At 49.4% G+C, this 23,762-nt stretch carries 25 protein-coding genes; all 25 read left to right on the top strand.

All coding sequences use genetic code 11. From position 1 onward, the window contains the following. The first annotated feature begins 1 nt into the window (after position 1). The 25 genes from fliG to F458_RS0110640 all read left to right on the top strand — a co-directional run bounded on the left by fliG (position 2) and on the right by F458_RS0110640 (position 23,733). On the top strand, positions 2–1,045 hold the full coding sequence (gene fliG, locus F458_RS0110760) for a flagellar motor switch protein FliG (RefSeq protein ID WP_018983428.1): 1,044 nt from the start codon (positions 2–4) through the stop codon (positions 1,043–1,045). A gap of 21 nt (positions 1,046–1,066) precedes the next feature. After that, on the top strand, positions 1,067–1,843 hold the full coding sequence (gene fliH, locus F458_RS0110755) for a flagellar assembly protein FliH (RefSeq protein ID WP_018983427.1): 777 nt from the start codon (positions 1,067–1,069) through the stop codon (positions 1,841–1,843). After that, entirely contained in the window at positions 1,836–3,170 is a 1,335-nt protein-coding gene (gene fliI, locus F458_RS0110750) for a flagellar protein export ATPase FliI (RefSeq protein WP_018983426.1), read from the top strand. The genes fliH and fliI overlap by 8 nt, the downstream gene beginning before the upstream one ends. A 5-nt stretch (positions 3,171–3,175) precedes the next feature. Beyond that, positions 3,176–3,619, top strand: a complete 444-nt coding sequence (gene fliJ / locus F458_RS0110745; RefSeq protein ID WP_018983425.1) for a flagellar export protein FliJ — start codon at positions 3,176–3,178, stop codon at positions 3,617–3,619. A gap of 151 nt (positions 3,620–3,770) precedes the next feature. Then, the gene (locus F458_RS20140) at positions 3,771–5,582 is read left to right on the top strand and encodes a flagellar hook-length control protein FliK (RefSeq protein WP_018983424.1); all 1,812 of its coding nucleotides are present in this window, start codon (positions 3,771–3,773) and stop codon (positions 5,580–5,582) included. Between the two features lie 81 nt (positions 5,583–5,663). Continuing rightward, positions 5,664–6,197, top strand: coding sequence for a flagellar basal body-associated protein FliL (gene fliL, locus F458_RS0110735; protein WP_018983423.1), 534 nt, complete (start codon positions 5,664–5,666; stop codon positions 6,195–6,197). A 14-nt stretch (positions 6,198–6,211) separates the two neighbouring features. Beyond that, positions 6,212–7,270, top strand: coding sequence for a flagellar motor switch protein FliM (gene fliM / locus F458_RS0110730; RefSeq protein ID WP_018983422.1), 1,059 nt, complete (start codon positions 6,212–6,214; stop codon positions 7,268–7,270). Positions 7,271–7,299: 29 nt separating this feature from the next. Then, positions 7,300–7,710, top strand: coding sequence for a flagellar motor switch protein FliN (gene fliN / locus F458_RS0110725; RefSeq protein WP_018983421.1), 411 nt, complete (start codon positions 7,300–7,302; stop codon positions 7,708–7,710). Positions 7,711–7,768: 58 nt separating this feature from the next. Then, positions 7,769–8,155: a flagellar biosynthetic protein FliO gene (fliO, locus tag F458_RS0110720; RefSeq protein WP_018983420.1), complete on the top strand. Its 387-nt coding sequence runs from the start codon at positions 7,769–7,771 to the stop codon at positions 8,153–8,155. Next, a complete protein-coding gene (gene fliP, locus F458_RS0110715; protein ID WP_018983419.1) occupies positions 8,145–8,906 on the top strand; it encodes a flagellar type III secretion system pore protein FliP in 762 nt (253 codons plus the stop codon). Before fliO ends, fliP begins: the two co-directional genes overlap by 11 nt. An 8-nt stretch (positions 8,907–8,914) precedes the next feature. Continuing rightward, the gene (gene fliQ / locus F458_RS0110710) at positions 8,915–9,184 is read left to right on the top strand and encodes a flagellar biosynthesis protein FliQ (RefSeq protein ID WP_018983418.1); all 270 of its coding nucleotides are present in this window, start codon (positions 8,915–8,917) and stop codon (positions 9,182–9,184) included. 2 nt (positions 9,185–9,186) lie between these two features. Further along, positions 9,187–9,969 carry a flagellar biosynthetic protein FliR gene (gene fliR / locus F458_RS0110705; protein WP_018983417.1) on the top strand — a complete coding sequence of 261 codons (783 nt, stop codon included), beginning with the start codon at positions 9,187–9,189 and terminating at the stop codon, positions 9,967–9,969. Between the two features lie 12 nt (positions 9,970–9,981). Further along, positions 9,982–11,106, top strand: coding sequence for a flagellar biosynthesis protein FlhB (gene flhB / locus F458_RS0110700; RefSeq protein WP_018983416.1), 1,125 nt, complete (start codon positions 9,982–9,984; stop codon positions 11,104–11,106). 165 nt (positions 11,107–11,271) lie between these two features. Beyond that, positions 11,272–13,371, top strand: coding sequence for a flagellar biosynthesis protein FlhA (gene flhA, locus F458_RS0110695; protein WP_018983415.1), 2,100 nt, complete (start codon positions 11,272–11,274; stop codon positions 13,369–13,371). A 29-nt stretch (positions 13,372–13,400) separates the two neighbouring features. Next, positions 13,401–14,864 carry a flagellar biosynthesis protein FlhF gene (gene flhF / locus F458_RS0110690; protein ID WP_018983414.1) on the top strand — a complete coding sequence of 488 codons (1,464 nt, stop codon included), beginning with the start codon at positions 13,401–13,403 and terminating at the stop codon, positions 14,862–14,864. Continuing rightward, positions 14,861–15,727, top strand: a complete 867-nt coding sequence (locus F458_RS0110685; protein ID WP_018983413.1) for a MinD/ParA family protein — start codon at positions 14,861–14,863, stop codon at positions 15,725–15,727. The genes flhF and F458_RS0110685 overlap by 4 nt, the downstream gene beginning before the upstream one ends. Continuing rightward, positions 15,724–16,452 (top strand): RNA polymerase sigma factor FliA, encoded by a 729-nt coding sequence (locus tag F458_RS0110680; RefSeq protein ID WP_018983412.1) that lies wholly within the window; start codon positions 15,724–15,726, stop codon positions 16,450–16,452. The genes F458_RS0110685 and F458_RS0110680 overlap by 4 nt, the downstream gene beginning before the upstream one ends. A gap of 52 nt (positions 16,453–16,504) precedes the next feature. Then, positions 16,505–16,888: a chemotaxis response regulator CheY gene (gene cheY / locus F458_RS0110675; RefSeq protein WP_040610362.1), complete on the top strand. Its 384-nt coding sequence runs from the start codon at positions 16,505–16,507 to the stop codon at positions 16,886–16,888. Between the two features lie 34 nt (positions 16,889–16,922). Then, positions 16,923–17,672 carry a protein phosphatase CheZ gene (locus F458_RS0110670; RefSeq protein ID WP_018983410.1) on the top strand — a complete coding sequence of 250 codons (750 nt, stop codon included), beginning with the start codon at positions 16,923–16,925 and terminating at the stop codon, positions 17,670–17,672. 13 nt (positions 17,673–17,685) lie between these two features. After that, positions 17,686–19,956: a chemotaxis protein CheA gene (locus F458_RS0110665; RefSeq protein ID WP_018983409.1), complete on the top strand. Its 2,271-nt coding sequence runs from the start codon at positions 17,686–17,688 to the stop codon at positions 19,954–19,956. Between the two features lie 30 nt (positions 19,957–19,986). Further along, positions 19,987–21,132, top strand: a complete 1,146-nt coding sequence (locus F458_RS0110660; RefSeq protein ID WP_018983408.1) for a protein-glutamate methylesterase/protein-glutamine glutaminase — start codon at positions 19,987–19,989, stop codon at positions 21,130–21,132. Positions 21,133–21,142: 10 nt separating this feature from the next. After that, positions 21,143–21,922, top strand: coding sequence for a ParA family protein (locus F458_RS0110655; protein WP_018983407.1), 780 nt, complete (start codon positions 21,143–21,145; stop codon positions 21,920–21,922). After that, positions 21,915–22,691, top strand: coding sequence for a chemotaxis protein CheW (locus tag F458_RS0110650; protein ID WP_018983406.1), 777 nt, complete (start codon positions 21,915–21,917; stop codon positions 22,689–22,691). Before F458_RS0110655 ends, F458_RS0110650 begins: the two co-directional genes overlap by 8 nt. 26 nt (positions 22,692–22,717) lie before the next feature. Continuing rightward, positions 22,718–23,209, top strand: a complete 492-nt coding sequence (locus F458_RS0110645) for a chemotaxis protein CheW (protein ID WP_018983405.1) — start codon at positions 22,718–22,720, stop codon at positions 23,207–23,209. Positions 23,210–23,313: 104 nt separating this feature from the next. Further along, positions 23,314–23,733: a DUF2802 domain-containing protein gene (locus F458_RS0110640; RefSeq protein ID WP_018983404.1), complete on the top strand. Its 420-nt coding sequence runs from the start codon at positions 23,314–23,316 to the stop codon at positions 23,731–23,733. The last annotated feature ends 29 nt before the right edge of the window (positions 23,734–23,762 follow it).

Below are 23,762 nucleotides of genomic sequence, written 5' to 3'. Positions count from 1 at the left end.
AATGGCTGAAGAATTGGCAACAAACGGCGAAAGCCCCGGTTACGATGTAGGAAAACTGGAGGGTGTTGAAAAAGCGGGAATCTTACTGTTGAGTCTGTCGGAAGAAGATGCGGCACAGATCCTTAAACATCTGGAACCAAAACAGGTGCAAAAGCTGGGGGCCGAGATGGCCAAAGTCGATGATATGACCCAGAGCAAAATAACGGCGGTGCACAAGCATTTTATAGAAGAAATTCAAAACTATAGCACTATCGGGTTCCAGAGTCAGGATTTTGTCAAACGTGCCCTCACCGCAGCATTAGGTGAAGATAAGGCGGCCAACCTTATTGACCAGATCCTGTTAGGAAACGGCGCTAAAGGTCTTGATTCATTAAAATGGATGGACTCAAAGCAGGTGGCGTCTATCATTCGTAACGAGCACCCGCAAATCCAGACGATTGTTTTGTCATACCTTGAGCCAGACCAGAGCGCCGAAATTCTGGCGCAGTTTTCTGAAAAAGTGCGCCTGGATTTACTTATGCGTATTGCCAACCTCGAAGAGGTTCAACCTGCCGCACTCCAGGAGCTTAATGAAATCATGGAGAAACAGTTTGCTGGCCAGGCTGGTACCCAGGCAGCCAAAATGGGCGGCCTGAAATCTGCTGCTGACATTATGAATTATCTGGATACCGCGATTGAAGGTCAGTTGATGGACGCAATCCGGGAGCAGGATGAGGAGATGAGCCAACAAATTCAGGATCTGATGTTTGTGTTTGATAACCTGGTGGATGTAGACGACAAAGGTATTCAGGCGATATTGCGGGAAGTTCAGCAGGATGCATTGCTCAAAGCGATTAAAGGCGCAGATGATGAGCTCAAAGAAAAAATTACCAGCAACATGTCCAAGCGTGCTGCAGAAATGCTGACTGATGATTTGGAGGCAATGGGCCCTGTGCGGGTTTCCGAGGTTGAAACAGCTCAAAAAGAAATACTTTCTGTGGCGCGCCGACTGGCCGACGCTGGCGAAGTTATGCTTGGCGGCGGTGGCGGCGATGAATTCCTGTAATACGACTCTGGCCCTGAAATAATGTCTGATTATGATGATGTATCGGCGTCAAACGCCAAATTATGGGATTTACCTTTTGTTGACGATACCGCAAAGGATGCTGAGCAGGCGCGTAAAACGAATGCGTTAAACCGGCGCAGTGACTGGAAATACGAGCCACCTGAGGAAGAAGAAGAGATAAAGCCGCCGACACTTCAGGAAATTGAAGCTATCAGGCAGTCTGCTCAGGATGAGGGCTATGCTGAAGGTAAGCAGGCGGGGTTCGAAGAAGGCAAAGCAGAGGGTCTGGAGCAGGGGTTTGAAGAAGGTCGCGCGGCCGGCCATGCTGAAGGACTTCAACAGGGGCTGGATGAAGCAAAAATCCACATTGATGCGCAGAGCGAAATCTGGCAGTCACTGGCAGATAGTCTGCAAGATCCGCTCAGTCAGGTTACCGACGAATCGCGTCAACAATTGGTGCAATTGGCAGTAGCATTAGCCAGAACAGTTATCCGCCACGAAGTACAAACCAACGAACAGGTTATTTTGCAGGCGCTTGCTGAAGGCATAAAAGCGCTGCCGGTTAATGAAAAAGAATATCAGATCCATATGCATCCGGAAGATATTGCGCTGGTGGAAGCGCATTTTGGCGCAGAAACGATAGCTCAAAAGCACTGGCAGCTTGTTGAATCACCTGCACTATCGCGGGGTGGATGTGACATTGTTACCACGACTAACGCGGTGGACAACTCAATAGAAAGACGGACCCGGGAAGTACTGGACAAATTTTTGACAGAGCAGGGCCTGACCCGTGACTGATCCCTTTGGCAGATATTTTAGTGATTTAAAGGATCAGATTCCCGAGCCACCGATTCTGGCGTCCGGCAAGCTGGTGCGTGGCATTGGTTTGACCCTGGAGGCAGTAGGTTGCCAGCTACCGGTCGGCAGCCAGTGCAAAGTACAAACCATCGAAGGAGAGATTGAAGCGGAAGTTGTCGGTTTTGGCGATAATATCACTTATCTGATGCCAACCGAGGCGGTGCGCGGCATAGTTCCCGGCTCACGGGTCACACCGCTTAATCGTGAAAGTGGCCTAGCTGTAGGCATGGACTTGCTGGGTCGGGTGGTGGATGGCAATGGTCAGCCGTTAGATGGTCTGGGTGCGATAAAAACAGAAAAGCGAATGCCTACTACGCGCGCGGCAATGAATCCTTTGCTACGCAAGCCGATTTCCCAGCCGATGGATGTGGGGGTGCGGTCAATCAATGCGCTCAATACGGTGGGCATAGGGCAGAGAATGGGCCTGTTTGCTGGCAGCGGCGTGGGCAAAAGCGTGTTACTGGGCATGATGACCCGGGGTAGTGAAGCCGACGTGGTAGTGGTTGGTCTGGTCGGCGAAAGGGGCCGTGAGGTCAAAGAGTTTATTCATGAAATCCTGACCGAGGAAGAGCGCCAGCGCGCCGTTATTGTGGCAGCCCCGGCAGACACTTCGCCCCTTATGCGTTTGAAAGCCTGTGAGACAGCTGTCACCATCGCAGAATACTTTCGTGACCAGGGCAAAAATGTCTTGCTGTTGGTGGACTCACTGACCAGATATGCCATGGCTCAGCGTGAAATTGCGCTGGCGGTGGGCGAACCGCCGGCCACCAAGGGCTATCCGCCATCCGTTTTTGCGCGACTGCCGGCGTTGGTCGAACGTGCTGGCAACGGCACTGAAAATCAGGGCTCTATTACCGCCTTTTATACTGTGCTTACCGAAGGTGACGATTTACAGGATCCTATTGCTGATGCAGCGCGGGCAATACTGGACGGCCATGTGGTTTTGTCAAGGAAACTGGCCGATAGTGGTCATTATCCGGCGATTGATATCGAAGCATCCATCAGTCGGGTGATGCCCATGGTAGTTAGCGAAGAACACCAGTTTCAGGCCCGTCGAATTCGCCAGGTTTATTCTACATACAAGCAAAATCAGGATTTGATCGCGATAGGCGCGTATGCGCGGGGCTCGGATCCTCGCATTGATTTAGCGATACAAGCGGAACCGGCTATTAATGCATTTTTGCAGCAGGGAATGAAACAAACCCTGCCGTTTGAGCAATGTCATGAGGCCATGCAGGCGCTTGCCAGCGGCCTGGGTAATGGGTAACGAATATGGGGCAGCTTGATACGGTTATCCGCGTAGAGCAAAATCGTGAAGATAAAGCCGCACAGGCCTACCAAATGGCCCAGCAAACGTTGAATCAACAACGTCAGAAACTTGCCAGTTTGCAGCAATACCGCCTGGATTACCTGAGAAACCTGCAGCAAAACGGCAAGCAAGGCGGCCTGGACGCTCGGGATTATCATCAGCATCTGCAATTTGTCGCTAAGCTCGATAAAGCCTGCGAACAGCAAAATCAGGTTATCTCGCGAGCTTCGTTGGTAGTTGACCAGCGCCGGCAACAATATCTGCAGCAACAAAAACGTCGAAAAGCCGTCGACCTGCTCATTGAAAAAAGACAGCACGAGGCTGCAGTGGCAAGTAACCGTCGCGAGCAGGATCAACTTGACGAATTCGCTGCACAGCGATTTTTACGCGCAAAATCAGGTTATTAAGTTTTCCAAACAGATAGATTTAGTCTTTTTTTCATTTCTGGAACACGACTTGCTGTAAAAAATCAGTGACGGTTTTACCTCCCCTGACAACAGTCTGCAAATCACAGTTTGCAAGGCTTAGGCGGGATATTTAGTAAAAGGAATAAAGGTTATGATGCAACACATTGCCACTAAGCGCCAGGACGTTGCCGCCTTACCGATTGATACCGATGCTGATGTTTCTATGCGTCGTGACAGCCAAAACGGCGCAGCCTTTTCAGAAACATTCAGGCGCTCGGAACAGAACACCACTCGTGATGACAAACCTGTATTGTCGACCGGGAATGATGCTGATACTCGCCAGGCTTCAAAACGCCGGGAGCAAAAGCGGGCAGGCCATGAAGCAGCAAACGCGCCAGCTGCACCGTCGGCGCGCGGCGCAGATTCTGAGAAGAGCAGAATCTGCGATCACGTAAAGTCCGTTGATGCTGATTCTGCCGAGCCATCAAAACTTGATGAAACATCGTCTAATGGAATTGCTGCAAGCCAGGCAGAAACTGATGACATCGACTGGCTTGCTTATGTAGAGCAAGTACGTGCAATTGCGCAAGACGGTGAAAATAACGCAATATCAGCCGCGCAGATGAGCAAACTGGAAGGCACCGTCAAGGGTGAGGTTGGAGAAGCCAGCTCGTTGGGGCAGGAACTGGCTGAGTTGTTGAGCAGCCAGGGCAGTGAAACCCGCCGCGGGCACGATAAGATTCCTAAAATTCCTGAGCTCATTGCGAAACTGGGCCAGCAAATGCTCGAACAAGCATCTGGTAATCAGACAGCTGGCCTGCCTGACGGCCAGCAGACACCTGCGGCGCTCAAACAACTGGCTACCGCCATAGCCGATGCTTTACAGGGTAAAACTACAACCGGGGTACAAAGTTCGTCTGACGCTGATAATTTAGCTGCGTTAACAGCACAGTTAAAAGGTGACGAAAGTACCTTAGTGGGTGGCAGTGACGCCGAACTGCTTGTATCCCTAATTCAGGGAAAGACAGCACCTCAGCCCGGGCAATCATCGGTTGGTCAGTTAGACACTGCAATGGCAGCTGGCGAGGGATTGAGTGAAAAAGCACGTTCATTGTCAGACAATATTGTCAGTCTTGATAAGAAACAAACTGATGCGGTTACTCAGAATGTGACACAGCGTATAACCGAACTGGTACCCGGCCTGACTGAGGGCGCTAAAAAACAAGTCACCGATGCTATCGCAGCCGGTATGGCGGAAATGAAAAATCAGGTAGCGCAGGGGCATGAACCGGGTCTGAGCCTGAAGGCGCTGGTGACAGATGCCCTGCAACAGGCAGAGGTGACTGTGACCCCGGCGTTACGCCAGGGCATTGATCAGCAGCTGACCCAGGTCAATAGTCTGCTTAATGCAGCACAGGCAACCAGCGCAGCGATCTCTCAGGCGACGCAGCTAACCACGCCAGATGTGACGATGGTGGAAAATTCGCAGGCCCGCAGTGAAAGCAGCGCCGCGGCACGGCAGTCCGAAGGACTTTCACAGCCCGTCAATATTCATCAGCCAGAAGGGCAGAAACAACTGACGGAGAAAATTCGCTGGATGGTCAACAGCCGCAATATGATGGCTGAAATTCGTATGGATCCGCCTGAAATGGGCAGCATGCAGGTCAGAGTTAATGTGCAGGGCGATGCAGCATCGGTCAGCTTTGTTGTACAGTCTCAGCAAGCGCGTGAAGCCCTATCTCAGGCCGAGCCGCGCCTTAAAGAAATGCTAGCAGAGCAGGGAATCGAACTGGGCGAATCTGCAGTGCATCAACATAATAGTGGCCAGTCAGATAATCAAAGCGACAGCCAGGGAGGATTTGCTAAACATGGTGGCGCCCAGACTGATAGCGATGAGTCGGTGCAGGTTATTGAACAGCCTTTGACTCGTCAGGCGCAGGGCGGTATAGATTACTATGCCTAATTGGCCTTTTGGATTATTGCGATTTGCCGGTGAACCCTGATAATGGCGGCTTCCTGAAGATGTTACCTGAGCGGTTAAAAAATGGCTGAAGAAGAATTACAAATTGAAGAAAGCGGTAAGAAAAGTAAGTTACCCCTGATTGTTATCGTTGTTGTTGCACTATTGGGTGCGGGGGGCGCGGCCTGGTATTTTTTATTTTCTGGCAGCGACGAGCCAGTGCCTCAGGACAGTGAGTTAACCCAGCAGGAGGCTGGCGTCAGCGATGAGGCCCCGGCGGGAGACAAAGCCAAAATGGGAAGTGCGCTTTATGTGCCAATGCCACGTCCGTTTACCTTTAATGTGCCCGGCACAGGGCGGGATCGCCTGGTTGAGATTAAAGTGCAGTTGATGGTACGCGGTAGCGACAACGAAGAAATGGCAAAAATGCATATACCGCTGATAGAAGGTACCCTGTTACAGGTTTTCAGCGCCAGCAGTGCCGATGAATTGATTACGGAAGCTGGCAAAGTTGCCTTGCGCGAGCGTGCTGTCACCGAAGTGCAAAAAGTATTAAATGAAACCGTTGGAGCCGATGTAGTTGAACAGGTGCTGTTCACTGGCTTCGTCATGCAATAAATCAGGAAAAGACTGTGAGCGATTTATTATCTCAGGATGAAATTGACGCCCTCTTACACGGTGTTGATGATGTTGAAGAAGAAGAGGCCAGCGAGTCGCCCTCCGATTCTTCGGCGCTCGAGTATGACTTCTCCTCACAGGATAGAATTGTACGCGGGCGAATGCCAACGCTGGAAATCGTCAACGAACGCTTCGCCCGGCATTTGCGGGTAAGCCTTTTTAATATGATGCGACGATCCGCCGAGGTCTCAATTAACGGCATCCAGATGATCAAATTTGGTGAGTACATTCACACCTTATTTGTGCCTACCAGTTTAAATATGGTGCGGTTTCGCCCCTTAAAAGGAACCGGGCTTATCACCATGGAAGCGCGACTGGTGTTTATTCTGGTAGACAACTTTTTTGGCGGCGATGGCCGTTACCACGCCAAAATTGAGGGGCGGGAATTTACGCCTACTGAACGTCGTATTATCCAGATGCTGCTGAAAATTATTTTCGAGGATTACAAAGAAGCCTGGGCACCTGTTATGGACGTGTCGTTTGAGTATCTTGACTCAGAAGTGAATCCGGCCATGGCAAACATTGTTAGTCCCACGGAGGTGGTGGTGATCAGCTCGTTTCATATAGAGCTGGACGGAGGTGGTGGCGATTTTCATGTGTCATTGCCATACTCGATGCTTGAGCCTATCCGGGAGTTACTGGATGCCGGTGTACAAAGCGATAAAGAAGATACAGATTTGCGTTGGAGCAAGGCACTGCGCGATGAAATTATGGATGTGGATGTGGCACTATCCACCCACATGCTGGACGTAGAAGTCTCATTAAAGCAGGTCATGGAATTTAAAGCCGGGGATATTATTCCGGTGGAGATGCCAGAGCATATAACGGTAATGATTGAGGATCTGCCAACATTCAGAGCCAAGCTCGGGCGCTCCAGAGATAATCTGGCGCTCAAAATTATCGAGAAAATACCACGACCAACCTCGGTAAAATCAGAGCTACAACTTTTAACCCGCGGGGGCCGTATCATCGATAATGATGCGGAACTGCAAGTACTTGAAGAAGACCTGTAACCCAGGCCTTAGCAACAAGAGGCATTGTTATGAGTGAACAAGACGGCATGGACGACTGGGCTGCCGCGATGGCGGAACAGGCAGAAACTGAAGACGGCGAGCAAAACAGCGGCGAGCACGATGTGCAGCCTGCTGAATTGGACGAGTTTTCCGAAGATGCGCCTATGAGTTCAGAAGAAAAACGCAAGTTGGATACCATTTTGGATATTCCGGTGACCATTTCTATGGAAGTGGGTCGCAGTCAGATTAGTATTCGAAATCTGTTACAGCTCAACCAGGGCTCGGTGGTCGAGTTGGATCGGGTAGCCGGAGAACCATTGGATGTTTTAGTAAATGGCACGTTGATTGCTCATGGTGAGGTAGTAGTAGTTAACGACAAATTTGGTATCCGACTCACCGATGTTATTAGTCAAATCGAGAGAATCAAAAAGCTTCGCTAGATCATTAATCTTATCAGGGGGTTGCGCTACGCTACCCCTGATACTATCCTTTGATGCAGTGGCCCAAAGCACCCAGTCCATCACCAATCCCACTTCTGTACTGTCAATTTTTCTATCACTTTTACTGGTGGTAGCAATCATTTTCGCTCTTGCTTATGTGATGCGTCGATTTAATGTCACTCACGGTGGCGGCGGCCAGCTTAAAGTTGTGGCCAGTATGGTGGCCGGGGCCAAAGAACGAATTATGGTAATTGAAGTGGGCGACGAGCAGCATATGATTGGTGTTACCAGTCACAATATTTCCCACTTATGCAAGCTGGATAAAAATATTGCGCCTAATCAACAGGCCATTACCAGCGGCAGTCAGTTTAAAGAAAAATTGGTCAAAGCCATGGCCGGAAAAATCAATCCTGCGGTGAAGGAGGACAATAACAATGCAAAATAAACGATTGTGGGTGTTCTTAAGTCTTCTTGCTGTTGGATTATTTGCCCTTCCTGCTTATGGGCAGCAAGGCATTTCAGCGGTCACCGTAACGACTAACCCTGACGGCAGCGAAGATTACTCGATGACGCTGCAAGCGCTATTTATTATGACGGCGCTAAGTCTGATTCCTGCATTTATTATGATGATGACCTCGTTTACCCGGATCATCGTGGTGTTGTCTATTCTGCGCCAGGCCATCGGTCTTCAGCAGTCGCCCTCCAACCAGATCCTCATTGGCGTTAGCCTGTTTTTATCTCTGTTCATCATGCGACCGGTATTTGATCAGATAAATGAAAGAGCATTACAGCCTTATCTGGATGAGGAAATGACCAGCAAGCAGGCGTTCGAGGAAGCCAAGGCACCCATGCGCGCATTTATGCTCTCGCAAACTCGGGTTAAGGATCTGGAAACGTTTGTTCGCATTGCCGGGGACGAGGATAAATATCAGGAGCCGTCTGAGGTGCCCCTGACAATACTAATTCCATCATTTGTTACCAGCGAACTAAAAACTGCATTTCAAATTGGTTTTATGCTGTTTATACCTTTTCTGATTATCGATCTGGTGGTGGCTTCCATACTCATGGCGATGGGGATGATGATGCTGTCTCCTATGATTGTGTCGTTGCCGTTTAAGTTAATGCTATTCGTGTTGGTGGATGGCTGGAACCTGGTTTTTGGCACACTGGCCACCAGTTTTGGGATGGGGGTCTAGGAGGCGTTATGTCACCCGAGGTTTTTGTTGAGATACTCCGTGAATCCATGTTTATGGTAATTCTGCTGGTTTCTGCTGTGATTGTGCCAAGTTTGATCGTTGGCCTGATTGTGGCGGTTTTTCAGGCCGCTACCTCTATCAACGAGCAAACCATGAGCTTTCTGCCCCGTCTTATCGTCACCCTATTGGCGCTAAGCTGGGGGGGCAACTGGCTGGTGAAAAAGCTGATGGACTTTTTCTACCATATGGTTGAACAAATTCCCCAGGTTGTCGGTTAATCATGCAGTTTGACTATGGCGTCATTACGCAGTTTATGGCGGATATGACACTACCGTTCATGCGCATAAGCGGTATGTTTGTCGCCATGATTGGTCTTAGTGCCAACTCAATCTCCCCAACTGTTCGCGCGCTGCTGGCCATCTTTTTAACCCTGATAATTGTCCCTGTTATTGAGCCGGTTCCCTTTGACAATTTAGTGGGGCTGGGGGCATTTATGGAAATTATCCTTCAGCTGCTGATTGGTATCGCGATGGGATTTATCTCCATGATGGTACTAAATACCTTTGTACTGGCGGGGCAGATTGTCGCGATGCAGACTGGTCTGGGCTTTGCGTCAATTGTTGATCCCGTTAATGGCATTAACGTGCCGGCGGTTGGTCAGTTTTATCTTATTCTGGCCACGCTGTTATTCTGGGCGATGGATGGACATCTTTCCATGATTCAGATGATTGTTATGAGTTTTGATGCGTTTCCGATTGGCGATGCATGGTTTACCGGTGAACAAATGCGCGAGATCGCGCACTGGGGCGCCTGGATGTTTGTTTCTGCCGTGACACTATCGCTGGCACCTATTGTTTCACTGTTGATCGTCAATCTGGCCTTTGGTGTTATGACTAAGGCCGCGCCACAGTTGAATATTTTCAGTATCGGTTTTTCAATCGCTCAGATTACCGGGCTGCTGGTTATCTGGATTACGCTGGACAATTTTATTGTCCACTTTTCCGCGCAATGGGACAGAGCGCAACAGTTTATGTGCGAATTATTGCGCATTTGTCCGGGGTAAGGAGGTTGCACCATGTCTGATGCACAGGAAAAAACAGAAGAACCCACGGAGAAGAAACTCAAGGATGCCAGGGAGAAAGGCCAGCTTGCCCGTTCCAAAGAACTATCGACTGCGCTGGTTCTTATTGTCAGTGCCTTCATGTTTTTAATGATGGGTAACGTTATAGCGGAAGATATTTACCTGATGACCCAACGTATGTTCACCTTATCCAGGGATGAAACCTATGACGTATCGCATATGTTTTCTGCCAGTGGCGAGGCGTTGATGTCGGTGGCCTGGCCTGTGGTAGCATACATGATTGTTTCCATGCTGGCTGGCGTGTATGGCAGCGTGGCGCTGGGCGGCTATAATTTCAGCTGGAAGTCGGCAGCGCCGAAAGCCAGTAAGCTAAGCCCTGTTAGCGGTTTTAAACGTATGCTTGGGCCCAATGCGCTGGTGGAGATGTTTAAAGCGATCGCCAAATTTTTTGTGATTGGCGCCATCGCCGTAGGTGCATTAATTTTCTTCAAAGATGAAGCACTTCACCTCGACCAGGAGTTGTATCCACTGAATCTTTTTCATGCCATGGGCATGCTGGAATGGGCGTTTCTCTTCCTAACCCTGGGAATGATTCCCATTGCATTGATTGATGTTCCTTATCAATCATTTAAGCATAATAAAGAAATGAAGATGTCCAAGCAGGAAATCAAAGATGAACATAAAAATGCTGAAGGTGATCCTCAGGTAAAAGGGCGTATCAGAAATCTGCAGTTCCAGGCCGCAGCGAACCGGATGATGCAGGATGTACCCGACGCTGACGTGGTGGTCACCAACCCGACGCATTACTCTGTAGCCATTAAGTATGAAGAAGACGGTAACCGGGCGCCTGTCGTGGTAGCCAAGGGGCAGGACCAGCTGGCTATGCATATCCGAAAAATTGCCACCGCCCACGATGTCCCCCTTATTCCTTCACCCATGCTGGCACGGGCGATTTTTTATTCTACAGAAGTTAATGATGAAGTACCCAACAAACTGTTTATGGCGGTCGCCCAGGTGCTGGCCTATGTATATCAGCTACGCGCTTATAAAGCAGGCAAGGCCAAGCGACCCAAACCATTGAAAAAAGATTTACCCATCCCCGAAGAACTGCGTCGTTAGGGACGCCGTGGCGTCATGTGTTTATTCTAACCTGCTGTTATTTAATTAAAATAATAGCAGGTTCCTGGCTGTCAAAAATCGATGCTTAATTATGGCACGGTAGTTGAACTATCTTAGCCAGAGCAGTCTTTTAGCGTCAAAATTCTGATAGTGAGATAATACGCGATGCAGTTAGCAGGTTATCTACAGCGGTTTGATAAAAACCAGCTGCAAAAATTTACCGCCGGTCTTGGCGCACCTATCGTGCTTCTGGCTATTATGGGTATGGTCATTCTGCCCATGCCGCCGTTTCTTCTGGATGTCTTATTCAGTTTTAATATCGCGCTGTCACTGGTCATCATTTTGGTGGCGGTGTTTACCCAGCGGCCCATCGATTTTGGTATTTTCCCGTTAATCCTGCTTATTGCCACGGTCCTCAGGCTGGCGCTCAATGTAGCCTCCACGCGGGTGGTACTGTTGTACGGCCACGAAGGCGGTGATGCGGCCGGAAAAGTCATCGAAGCATTTGGTGAAGTCGTCATAGGCGGTAACTACGCAGTGGGTGTGGTGGTTTTTGCCATCTTACTTATTATCAACTTTAAGGTAGTTACCGCCGGTGCTGGCCGAATTTCTGAGGTCAATGCCCGGTTCACCCTTGACGCTATGCCGGGTAAGCAAATGGCCATCGATGCTGATTTGAACGCCGGTTATATTGATCAGGACGAGGCACGCCGGCGTCGTCAGGAAATTACCGGGGAAGCAGACTTTTACGGCTCCATGGACGGTGCGTCAAAATTTGTTAAAGGGGATGCCATCGCCGGTTTATTTATCATGCTGATAAATATTGTGGGCGGGCTTTTCATTGGTATGATTCAGCACGACCTTTCGTTCGGCAATGCCGTAGAAGTCTATACCATCCTGACCATCGGTGACGGGCTCGTTGCGCAAATTCCCTCATTACTTTTGTCAGTAGCCACCGCCATCATCGTTACCCGCGAAAATGAAACCCAGGAAATGGGTAAAGAGATTCGCAATCAGTTGGGTAATCAGCAGGCACTGTATATAGCGTCAGCGGTACTGTTTGTCATGGGCATCATTCCCGGTATGCCCCACGTTGCCTTCTTAGGGTTTTCGGCCATCGTGGGCGGCTATGCTTACTGGCAAACCCGGCAGGCGCAAAAAGCAGAGCAGGAACCTGTCAGCACAACGCTACCCGCACAAGATGCTATCGAATCCAGCGAAGTCAAAGAGTTGGGCTGGGATGATGTTCATCAGGTCGATACTGTCGGGCTGGAGGTGGGTTACCGGTTGATCCCGCTGGTAGATAAGTCACAAGGCGGTGAGTTGCTAACGCGTATAAAGGGTGTACGTAAAAAATTGTCGCAAGAGCTGGGCTTTCTTATTCCGCCTGTACACATTCGGGACAACCTCGATTTAGACCCCAATGCCTATAATATCGCGATGCTGGGCGTAACAATAGGTGATGCCCAGATCAGTCACGACCAGGAATTAGCAATTAATCCCGGTCAGGTTTTCGGTCAGCTGGAAGGGCAGGCTACACAGGATCCCGCATTTGGTCTGGATGCCGTGTGGATCAAGCCCGCTCAGCGTGAACATGCTCAAACTCTGGGTTATACCGTGGTTGATGCAGCCACTGTCGTGGCCACCCACTTATCGCAATTGCTGACCAATAATGCGTATCAGCTGTTGGGTCACGAAGAAGTTCAGCAGCTTCTGGATATGCTGGCTAAATCCAGCCCCAAACTGGTTGAAGGACTGGTACCGGATATTCTGCCCTTAAGCACAGTGGTCAAGGTGCTGCAGACACTGCTTTTTGAAGGTGTGCCGATCCGGGATATGCGCACCATTGTGCAGACGTTAAGTGAATACGGTACCAAGAGCCAGGACCCAGATGTACTGGTATCTGCGGTGCGTATTGCCCTTAAACGGCTTATCACTCAGGAAATTTGCCAGGGAACCCCTGAAATCCCCGTCATAACTCTGGCGCCAGAGTTGGAACAGATGTTGCACCAGTCCTTACAAGCAGGTGGAGAAGATGGCGCAGGCATCGAACCGGGGCTGGCAGACAGACTACAAAAATCATTACAACAAGCCAGTCAGCAACAAGAGTTAGCCGGTGAGCCCGCGGTACTACTTACATCAGGTATGTTGAGGCCCGTTCTTTCCCGCTTCTTTAAATATTCAGTCAATGGCTTAAATGTCCTGTCTTATCAGGAAGTGCCAGATGACAAACAGATAAGAATTGTCAGTTCAGTGGGTCAATAATCTGACACACGGCTTGTGAAGAGGTTGCAATGAAAATCAGACGTTTTTTTGGCAAAGATATGCGCGAAGCAATGAATGCGGTAAAAGCAGAACTTGGCGGCGAAGCTGTTATCATGTCAAACCGCAAGGTAGCTGACGGTATCGAGCTGGTTGCAGCATACGATAAAGAACCAGAGGTGAACCTTTCCGGCAACCGCACCAGAACCGCAGAAAAGCAACCCGCTGCAGCTAAAGGCCGCTCTGTTCCCAGTCTGAGTGAGATAATCGGCGATGAAGGCCCCGACAGCCTGCGGGCCTTGCTGGAAAAACAAGTAGGACAGGCGCAGCGTCAGGCGCCCGCACATCCGGTGTCTGAAGCAGTTAATAAACATAGCGCAGCCGCCTCCGACCAGACCCTATCTTCGCGTACAGTACCTCAGCGCACAGCTGCTGAAAATACCGCCCCCCGTGGCCAGCATATTAACTTTTTTGAAGATGATGGCGATCTGGATCTCGATGGCCCCCAACAACATAATGACGCGCCAACCCAGTTTACTGGTCAGACTGCTGACCAGACCTCATCCAGCCAGTCTGACTTGGATGCTATAAAAGAAGAACTGGCCTCGCTACGCAACGTACTGCAGTTTCAGGTGGCCGGGCTGATGAGCGATAAGCAGCAGCGTCAGGGACCCACACAAAGTTATCTTACGCAATGTCTGGAAGGTATGGGCCTGAGCTTTTCGCTGGCCGAACAACTGGTCAGTTATACGCCTAAAGAATACAACGAGCGAGAAGCCTGGGTTTATCTACTCAACCTTTTGGCTAATCGCCTTCATGTATCAGGTAATGATATTCTACAGCAGACTGGCGCAGTTGCCCTGGTGGGACCAACCGGAACCGGTAAAACCACCACGGTTGCAAAGCTGGCGGCTCGCTACGCACAGAAGTATGGTGCTGATGAAGTTGCGATGATCACGATTGATACTTACCGTATCGCGGCGTACGAACAACTGGCGACCTATGGCAAAATCATAGGGTGTACAGTACGAAAAGCCCAGTCCAGTGAAGAGTTGGCTGAGCTATTGTTTCAGTTGCGCCATAAGCGTATGGTGCTGATAGATACAGCTGGATTTAGTCAGCGCGATAGCCGCCTGATCAAACAGTTGTCAAAATTTGAAGGCGGTCAGATGCAACCGGTGAAAAAGTACCTTGTTGCGCAGGCCAATACTCAATACCCGGCGTTACAACGTATAGTTAACGCCTTCGATGCAGTGAAGCTGGATGGTTGTATCTTCACAAAACTGGATGAATGCTACAGTCTGGGTGAGGTGCTCAGTGTAGCAATTGAACATGCGCTACCGGTGAGTTATGTAACCGATGGTCAGCAAGTCCCTGAAGATATTAAAGTCGCCGATGCGAAATCTCTGGTATCAGCCGCTGCAAAGCTTTATAAAAAGTACGGTTTGAATCATACTAACGGCAATCACCTTGGAAACTCAGCGCAGGCAGTATGATTGAAGATCAAGCGAGTAGCTTACGAAAGATGAATCAGTCACGGTTAATCAAAGTTATCGCCGTCACCGGTGGTAAAGGTGGAGTGGGTAAAACCAATATTACTCTCAATACCGCTATTTCTATGGCCAGGCAGGGCAAGCGCGTCATGGTGCTCGACGCTGACCTGGGATTGGCGAACGTAGACGTTATGCTGGGGCTGCGCGTCGAAAAAAACCTGGCTCATGTGCTGTCAGGTGAATGCACGCTGGACGAAGTATTGGTTACTGGTCCTCACGGCATTAAGATAGCCCCTGCCACGTCCGGAACGCAGTCGATGGCTGAGCTGTCACCCACCGAACATGCAGGGCTTATCCGGGCATTTAGTGAGTTACGTACTCCAATTGATGTTCTTTTAGTGGATACCGCCGCTGGTATTTCTGACATGGTGCTCAGTTTTTCCAAAGCATCGCAGGATATTATGGTTGTAGTTTGCGATGAGCCAACGTCACTGACCGATGCTTACGCACTGATAAAGATACTCAATCGCGAGCATGGTGTTTTCAGATTCAAGATTGTTGCGAACATGGTCCGCGATGCCAGAGAAGGGCAGGAGTTGTTCAGCAAACTATCCAAAGTCACAGGTCGGTTTCTTGACGTGGCACTTGAGCTGGTTGCCACTATTCCGTTTGATGAAAATATTCGCCGCGCGGTGCGCAAGCAAACAGCCATTGTGGATGCTTACCCCGGGTCGCCGGCATCCGTAGCCATTACAAGGCTGGCAAAAAATGCTGCCAGCTGGCCTATTCCCAATCAGCCTGGCGGGCACCTGGAATTTTTTATCGAACAGTTAATTTCTCAAAAAGCCACGGGAACGCAACGTTGAATAATAAAGCGGCGGCATACTCACAGCAAAACGACAAAACCCAGCTTGTTGAAAGACATGCTGCTTTAGTTAAGCGCATAGCCCATCACCTGATGGCGAGATTACCTGCCAGTGTGCTGGTAGACGACTTAATTCAGGCTGGAATGATTGGATTGCTTGAAGCTGCCCGCAATTTTGATGGCTCAAAAGGTGCCAGTTTTGAGACCTTTGCCGGAATTAGAATTCGCGGCGCTATGCTCGATGAGATTCGAAAAGGCGACTGGACGCCACGTTCAGTGCACAAGAACGGACGGGCGATTACTGAAGCGATCAATGAAGTGGAACGGGAAACTGGGCGCGACGCCCGGGACACAGAAATTGCCGCCAAACTCAATGTTGATATAGATAGTTATCACCAGATGCTCAATGAGGTAAACGCTGGCAAGCTGGTGGGTATAGAGGATCTGGGCGTATCGGAAGATGTTATCACTACCCCCGCTAATCAAAGCGCTGATACACCATTAGAAGACCTGATGCAGGGAGCGTTTCAAAAGGCACTTGCTCAGTCGATAACGACATTGCCAGAACGTGAAGCAATTGTCCTGTCGTTGTACTATGATGAAGAATTAAATTTGCGTGAAATTGGTGAAGTGCTGGATGTAAGCGAATCCCGCGTTAGCCAGATTCACAGTCAGGCCATGTTAAAATTAAAAGCTAAAATGCAATCGTGGCGTGCCGATAACTAAACACGAAGAATAATTACTAATAACAATTTACTAGTCCCCAGTGGAGGCCATTTTGGACAAAAATATGAAAATTCTTGTGGTAGATGATTTCTCTACTATGAGACGAATCATAAAGAATTTGCTTAAAGACTTGGGGTTTTCCAACATCCAGGAAGCCGATGACGGAAGTACCGCGCTTCCCATGTTACAGCAAGGCGACTTTGATTTTGTGGTTACAGACTGGAACATGCCGGGTATGCAGGGCATCGATTTGCTGCGCAACATTCGGGCTGATGAAAAGCTTAAGCATTTGCCGGTATTGATGGTAACTGCAGAGGCTAAGAAAGAGCAAATTGTAGCCGCTGCTCAGGCAGGTGTTAATGGTTATGTTGTGAAGCCGTTTACAGCCGCGACGTTGAAAGAAAAGCTCGATAAAATTTTCGAACGTTTAGGTTGATCCAGGCGATCCCGGCCATCAAGAGGAAAACTGGATGACTACGAATGTCAATGTTCCTATTTCATTGGAAGAAGCACGGCAACTTGTAACGTACCTGGAGCAGGGCGATAACGAATCTGCTCACGCGCTGCTTGAGGCAGTGTCAATGAAGGAATCCATAGAGTTATTTGCAGAAGTAGGCAAACTCACCCGGCAGTTGCATGATGCTCTCAATAACTTTCAGCTGGATGAACGCATTGCAGGTCTGGCCAATGATGAAATTCCCGATGCACAGACACGTTTAACCTACGTTATCGAAGAAACGGAAAAAGCGGCCAACACTACGATGGATGCTGTTGAGGCAAGTATGCCTATTGCTGAATCGCTCTCTCAGCGCATTGATTTGCTGATGCCAGAGTGGAAAAAGCTTATGACACGTCAGATTGAAGTGGGTGAGTTTAAAACATTGTGTGCAGATTTGGATAATCTGCTTAACGATGCATCTTCAGAATCCGATCGCTTAACCTCTTTACTTACCGAAGTGCTCATGGCCCAAGGCTATCAGGATCTTACCGGTCAGGTTATTCGTCGGGTTATCGAACTGGTTAAAGAAGTCGAAGATAGCCTGGTTAATATGCTAACCATGTTCGGCGAGCGTGAGGGCGAATCAGTTCCGGCGCAGAGCCACAAAAAACAGAATGACAAAGTCGAAGCTGAAGGGCCTATTATCAATGCCGAAGAACGCAGCGACGTTGTAAAAGGTCAGGACGATGTTGATGACCTTTTGTCTAGCTTAGGTTTTTAAGGAGTAGGGGCTGATGTCGTTTGATCTTGATGAAGATATTTTACAGGACTTTCTGGTTGAGGCCGGAGAAATTCTGGAGCAACTTCAGGAACAGCTTGTTGATCTGGAAAATCACCCGGATGATGGGGATCTTCTAAACGCCATTTTCCGTGGTTACCACACGGTCAAAGGTGGTGCCGGATTTCTGGCGCTGACAGAACTTGTGGAAATCTGTCATGGTGCGGAAAATGTGTTCGACGTAATGCGTAACAGACAGCGAACATTAACACCAGAGCTTATGGACGTGATTTTGCAAGCCACCGATGTGGTTGTGGCAATGTTCGAAAGTGTCAAAGCCCGTGAGCCCCTGGAACCTGCAAACCCTGCTTTAGTTGACCTTCTGCATAAGCTCAGTCAGCCTGAATCACCTGAAGAGAATATCTTTGATGACCAGACAAGCGTTGGCCAACAGCCCGCCGCCGACGTGAATATGGACGACGAGCCTGAGCTGGTTGTCGAAGAAACACCGCAGCCGCCTGAAGTTACTGCTGTGACCGGTGGAAATAATGGCGGTAATATCGATCAAATCACTGAAGATGAGTTTGAAAAACTGTTAGATGAGCTGCATGGCGCCGGCGCCCCGGGAAAACCTGCCACGCCGGAAAATGCTGCAGCCAAAACGGAAAACCAACCCGTAGCCCCTACGGCAGCTCCAGCTGGTGGCGATGATATCACCGATGATGAATTTGAAGCATTGCTCGATGATTTGCATGGGAAAGGTCAGTTTAGTGCGCAAAAAACCGCACAAACGGAAAACCCGACAGCCTCATCACACAGCCCAAGCGGTGATGATGAAATTACCGATGACGAATTTGAAGCGTTGCTTGATCAGTTACATGGCAAAGGTCAGGCACCGTCACTGAAAGAGCCGGCAGCGGGTGATTCACAGTCAGCCAGCGATAAACCACGTGTCAGAGTAGATGTTGAGGCGACCAAAGCAGTTAGCGAAGCACGTCAGCAACAGCAGGCCCGACAGCCGGATACAACAGCATCTGCTCCACAGAACAGCAAACCAGCAGCCCCTTCTGGCCCGGCGCCGAAAAAAGATGATAAAAAAGCGGCTGCAACCCCCCCACCGGCTGAAACCACCGTTCGGGTCGATACCAAACGGCTGGACCAGATTATGAACATGGTCGGTGAACTGGTGCTGGTGCGTAATCGTCTGCTCAGTCTTGGTATCAGCACTAATGATGAGGCAATGACCAAAGCGATAGCAAATCTTGATGTGGTGACCGGCGATTTGCAGGGCGCGGTTATGAAAACGCGTATGCAGCCTATCAAGAAAGTGTTTGGTCGCTTTCCTCGGGTTGTCAGAGATCTGGCCCGTAGTCTGAAAAAAGAAATAACCTTAGAGATGGATGGGGAAGATACTGATCTGGATAAAAATCTGGTGGAGGCTCTGGCCGATCCATTAGTGCATCTGGTCAGAAACTCTGTCGATCACGGTATTGAGATGCCTGATGAGCGTCAGGAAAATGGTAAAGATCGTATGGGTACCGTGCGCCTGTCAGCTGCGCAGGAAGGTGATCATATTATGCTTACTATCAAAGATGATGGTAAAGGCATGGACCCGGAAAAGCTTAAAGAAATTGCCATAAGCCGCGGGGTGATGGATGCTGATGCTGCCGCGCGCATGTCTGATGTAGACGCCTTCAATTTAATTTTTGCCCCTGGATTTTCTACTAAAACAGAGATCAGCGATATTTCTGGCCGCGGCGTTGGTATGGACGTGGTCAAAACTAAAATTACTCAGCTTAACGGTACCATTAGTATCGATTCTCAATTAGGCAAAGGCACGCGTCTTGATATTAAAGTACCACTGACGCTGGCCATTTTGCCGACCTTGATGATCATTGTCGGTAAGCAAACATTCGCATTGCCGCTTGGTGCGGTCAGCGAAATTATTAATATGGATGTTCAGAAAACCAACACGGTAGACGGGCAACTGACTATGATCGTGCGCTCCAAAGCTATACCGCTGTTTTTCCTGGGTGACTGGCTTATTCGGGGTGGCAAAGCTGAGAACAGAGAGAAAGGCCATGTAGTGGTCGTTCAAATTGGCACTCAGCAGGTTGGTTTTGTGGTGGACGCCCTTATCGGTCAGGAAGAGGTGGTCATCAAACCTCTGGATGCTTTATTGCAAGGCACACCTGGTATGGCCGGCGCGACAATTACGTCTGATGGTGGGATTGCGCTGATTCTGGATATTCCCGGATTGCTCAAGCGCTACGCGCGTAAGCACTAAGCGATAACTGGACCAAGGATTCTGTAATTCATGGCTTTTAAAGTTCTGGTGGTGGATGATTCAACCTTCTATCGCCGTCGTGTTCGTGAAATCTTAAATGCCGATCGGGAACTTGAAGTTATCGGCGAGGCCAGAGATGGTCAGGAAGCATTAGAGATGTTAATGCGCCTGTCACCTGATGTGGTAACCATGGATGTGGAAATGCCGGTTATGGATGGCATCAGCGCAGTTAAAGCAATTATGCAGCAGCGACCTGTGCCTATTTTGATGTTTTCATCACTCACGCATCAGGGAGCGCAAGCGACACTGGATGCTCTTGAGGCCGGCGCGTTGGATTTCTTGCCCAAGAAGTTTGATGACATCGCTTCAGAACGTGAACAGGCAGCCGCTGTACTGCGAACAAAAGTCAGATTAATTGCGCGTCGCGGCGTCGGTATGCGAAGACCTGCCATCAGCACTGCCAGTCGGTCAGTGCCTCCGGCGGTAGCGCGCAGTGCCCCAAAGTCTACATTCTTACGCTCATCGTCGGTGTTGACCGGACAGAAAGATGCCGCCGTTATTCCTACTGTCTCTTCAGTCATTAAATCCGGCAAACACTATCAATGTTTGGCGGTAGGCGCTTCTACCGGTGGGCCAGTAGCACTGCAAAAATTATTAACACCACTACCAGCAAATTTTCCTTACCCCGTGCTGTTGGTTCAGCATATGCCCGGCACCTTTACCTCCGCCTTTGCACAACGTTTAAATAATCAGTGCGCTATTCAGATTAAAGAAGCGCAACCGGGCGATGTGTTAAAACCTGGCCATGCCTATCTGGCACCAGGCGGTAAGCAAATGCGCGTTCAGCGCCGACAATCTGAGGTGATACTTCAAATAACTAACGCCGACGATGTTTCAAATGCATACAAACCCAGTGTAGATGTGACCTTTGCCAGTTTAGCAGAGGTTTATGGCGGTGATGTGTTGGGCATAATTCTGACCGGCATGGGCGCCGATGGTAAAGACGGTTGTGACAAGCTCAGACAGCTGGGCGCCAGTATATGGGCACAGGACCAGGCGTCCTGTGTGGTTTTCGGTATGCCTCAGGCGGTGACAAAAGCCAGTATCGCGCAAAAAAGTATTGCGATTGACCATATGGCAGATTGTGTTTGCAGCGAAATGATGCCGGCATCTTAGGGGGCAGTGGTTGAAGATTTGGACTGTAGCAAATCAAAAAGGCGGCGTGGGCAAAACCACTACCACTGTAAGCCTTGGCGGATTGCTTGCTCAGCAGGGAAAACAGGTTCTGTTAATCGACACAGACCCTCATGCATCGTTGAGCTATTATTTTGGTGTCGATGTGGATGGGTTGACCAGCTCTGTTTACGATATTTTTATTAATAAAGCGACTATCGATGCCGATACAGTACTGAATTGCCTGTCTCCGACCAAAGTGGACGGGTTGTATGTGCTACCTGCAACCATGGGACTTGCCACGCTGGATCGACAGATGGGTAGCGAACCTGGGATGGGCCTCATCCTTAAAAAAGCGCTAGCAACGGTCAAGCACCGTTTTGATGTAGCGCTGATTGATTGCCCGCCGGTTCTGGGTGTGTTGATGGTTAATGCTCTCGCTGCCTGCGATAAGGTAATCGTACCTGTGCAGACAGAGTTTCTGGCTTTAAAAGGGCTGGACAGGATGATGAAGACGTTAACAATTATGGGGCGGTCACTGGATAAGCAGTTCGACACGCTTATCGTACCTACAATGTTTGACCGACGGACTAATGCGGCGATTAAAGCTCAGGCAAAACTGATGACTGATTATAAAAATGATGTATGGCAAGGCATGATACCGGTAGACACGCGTTTTCGCGATGCCAGCCTTGCTCAATTGCCAGCATCCATTGCATTTCCCCGAACGCGGGGCGTGCATGCTTATCAGCAATTGCTTAAAGCGCTCGGTGTGAGATCAAGCAATGACTAACCACAGCCGAAATATGCAGGACGCGGTGATGGAAGACTATCTGGATAGTCTTTTGACCGAACCTGCGAACGCCGATCCCGTCAGCCATACCACAGCACGCCTGTTGAAAAAGGCCGCTGAACAACTTGCTGATGAATCACAGGTCGAGCCGGTTGATACCACTATTCGCCGCGCTGAGCCGACGAATTTTGAGCCCGCCCAGGTTTTGCAGCCCGTGGACGTTCCAGTCCCGGCTGAGTCGGATCAGACGGACGTCCACTCTGCGGCTTCTGCGGCTGGTCATCATGCACCGACTAACTCTGTGCTGGCCCTTAAAGATCAGCTTGAAGAGCGATTTCAGGCCCTGTTTTTCGAGGTGGCAGGGCTGACACTAGCGGTACCGCTTATTACGTTGGGTGGTATTCACCAACTTGAGAAAGTCGGCCCGTTATTTGGTAAGCCGGCCTGGTTTAAAGGAGTGATGCTACATCGCGATCAAAAGATCAATGTAGTAGACACCGCCATGTGGGTTATGCCCGAAAAATATGATCAAAATATGTCGGAGACACTAAACTATCAATACCTGATAATGTTGGGTGACAGCCTGTGGGGGCTAGCCAGCGACAAACTGGTAAATACCACAACATTAGCAAAGGATGAGGTTAAGTGGCGCGGCGCCAACTCCCGACGGCCCTGGCTGGCAGGGACCGTGAAAGAAAAAATGTGTGCGTTAGTTGATGTAAACCAGCTAATATTAATGCTAAACAATGGCTTAGGCAGTCAGGATTAGTCGCCTTAGCAATCGGAGCCAGGTTCATGAGTGAAGAAAGAACAACCAACAATACACCAGATAGTAACGATGAAGTATTACAGTGGGTCACCTTTCGCTTAGGCGATGAGACCTTTGGAATCAATGTAATGCAGGTGCAGGAAGTACTTCGCTACAACGAAATAGCGCCCGTACCCGGAGCACCGGACTATGTACTGGGTATCATTAATTTGCGGGGCAACGTGGTTACGGTTATCGATACCCGCGCCCGGTTTGGTTTGCCTGGCTCAGAGACGACAGATAATACTCGTATTGTAATCATTGAGTCGGATGAGCAGGTGGTAGGTATTCTGGTCGATAGCGTTGCAGAGGTGGTTTATCTGAAAAGTTCTGAGATCGACAGCGCGCCAAATGTGGGTACGGAAGAAAGTGCCAAATTTATCCAGGGTGTCAGTAATCGCGATGGTGAGTTGCTTATATTGGTTGATCTCAATAAGCTGCTTAGTGATGATGAATGGGATGAACTTGCCAATCTTTGATAAGTTCAGCGACCGATGAAGCAGGCTGCAAGCCTGCTTTTTTACTGCTTTCCCACATCATCACTTGCTAATCTCTTGATCGATAAGATCTTACGGTATTTTTTATGAATGCATCACAATTTTCTGTACTGGCATTAGCTCTGGCTGCCATTTCAGTGGTACTGCTAGTGGCGCTGGGCATTCATTTTCGCCAGTACCGAAAACGCGCAGACTTTGCTATTTCCGCACTTACCCGGCAGCTTGAGAATACCGAAGCCCAAACCAGAGATGTCAGACATCAGATGGAAGAATTACAAAGCCGGTCGGTAGTACAAAGTACGCATATGCAATCATTGGAAGATGCTATCAGGCAGTTTGAGAATCAGATAAGAGAGGTGAAACTACAGGACCCCTCAATGCGCCTTTACCAGCGTGCTGCCGAACTCGTTAAGCAGGGAGCCTCTATCGAAGAAGTGATGGAATCCTGTGATATCCCCCGCGCTGAAGCAGAGCTCATTGTTACTATTCACAAAAATAATCATTAGAAAACAGACTCCCGACTGACCTACAGGAA

This window comes from Salinimonas chungwhensis DSM 16280 (genome assembly GCF_000378185.1).
Classification (GTDB): Bacteria; Pseudomonadota; Gammaproteobacteria; order Enterobacterales; family Alteromonadaceae; genus Alteromonas; species Alteromonas chungwhensis.
Note: the sequence above shows the minus strand (reverse complement) of the source record. Positions and strands in the feature narration are given on the sequence as shown.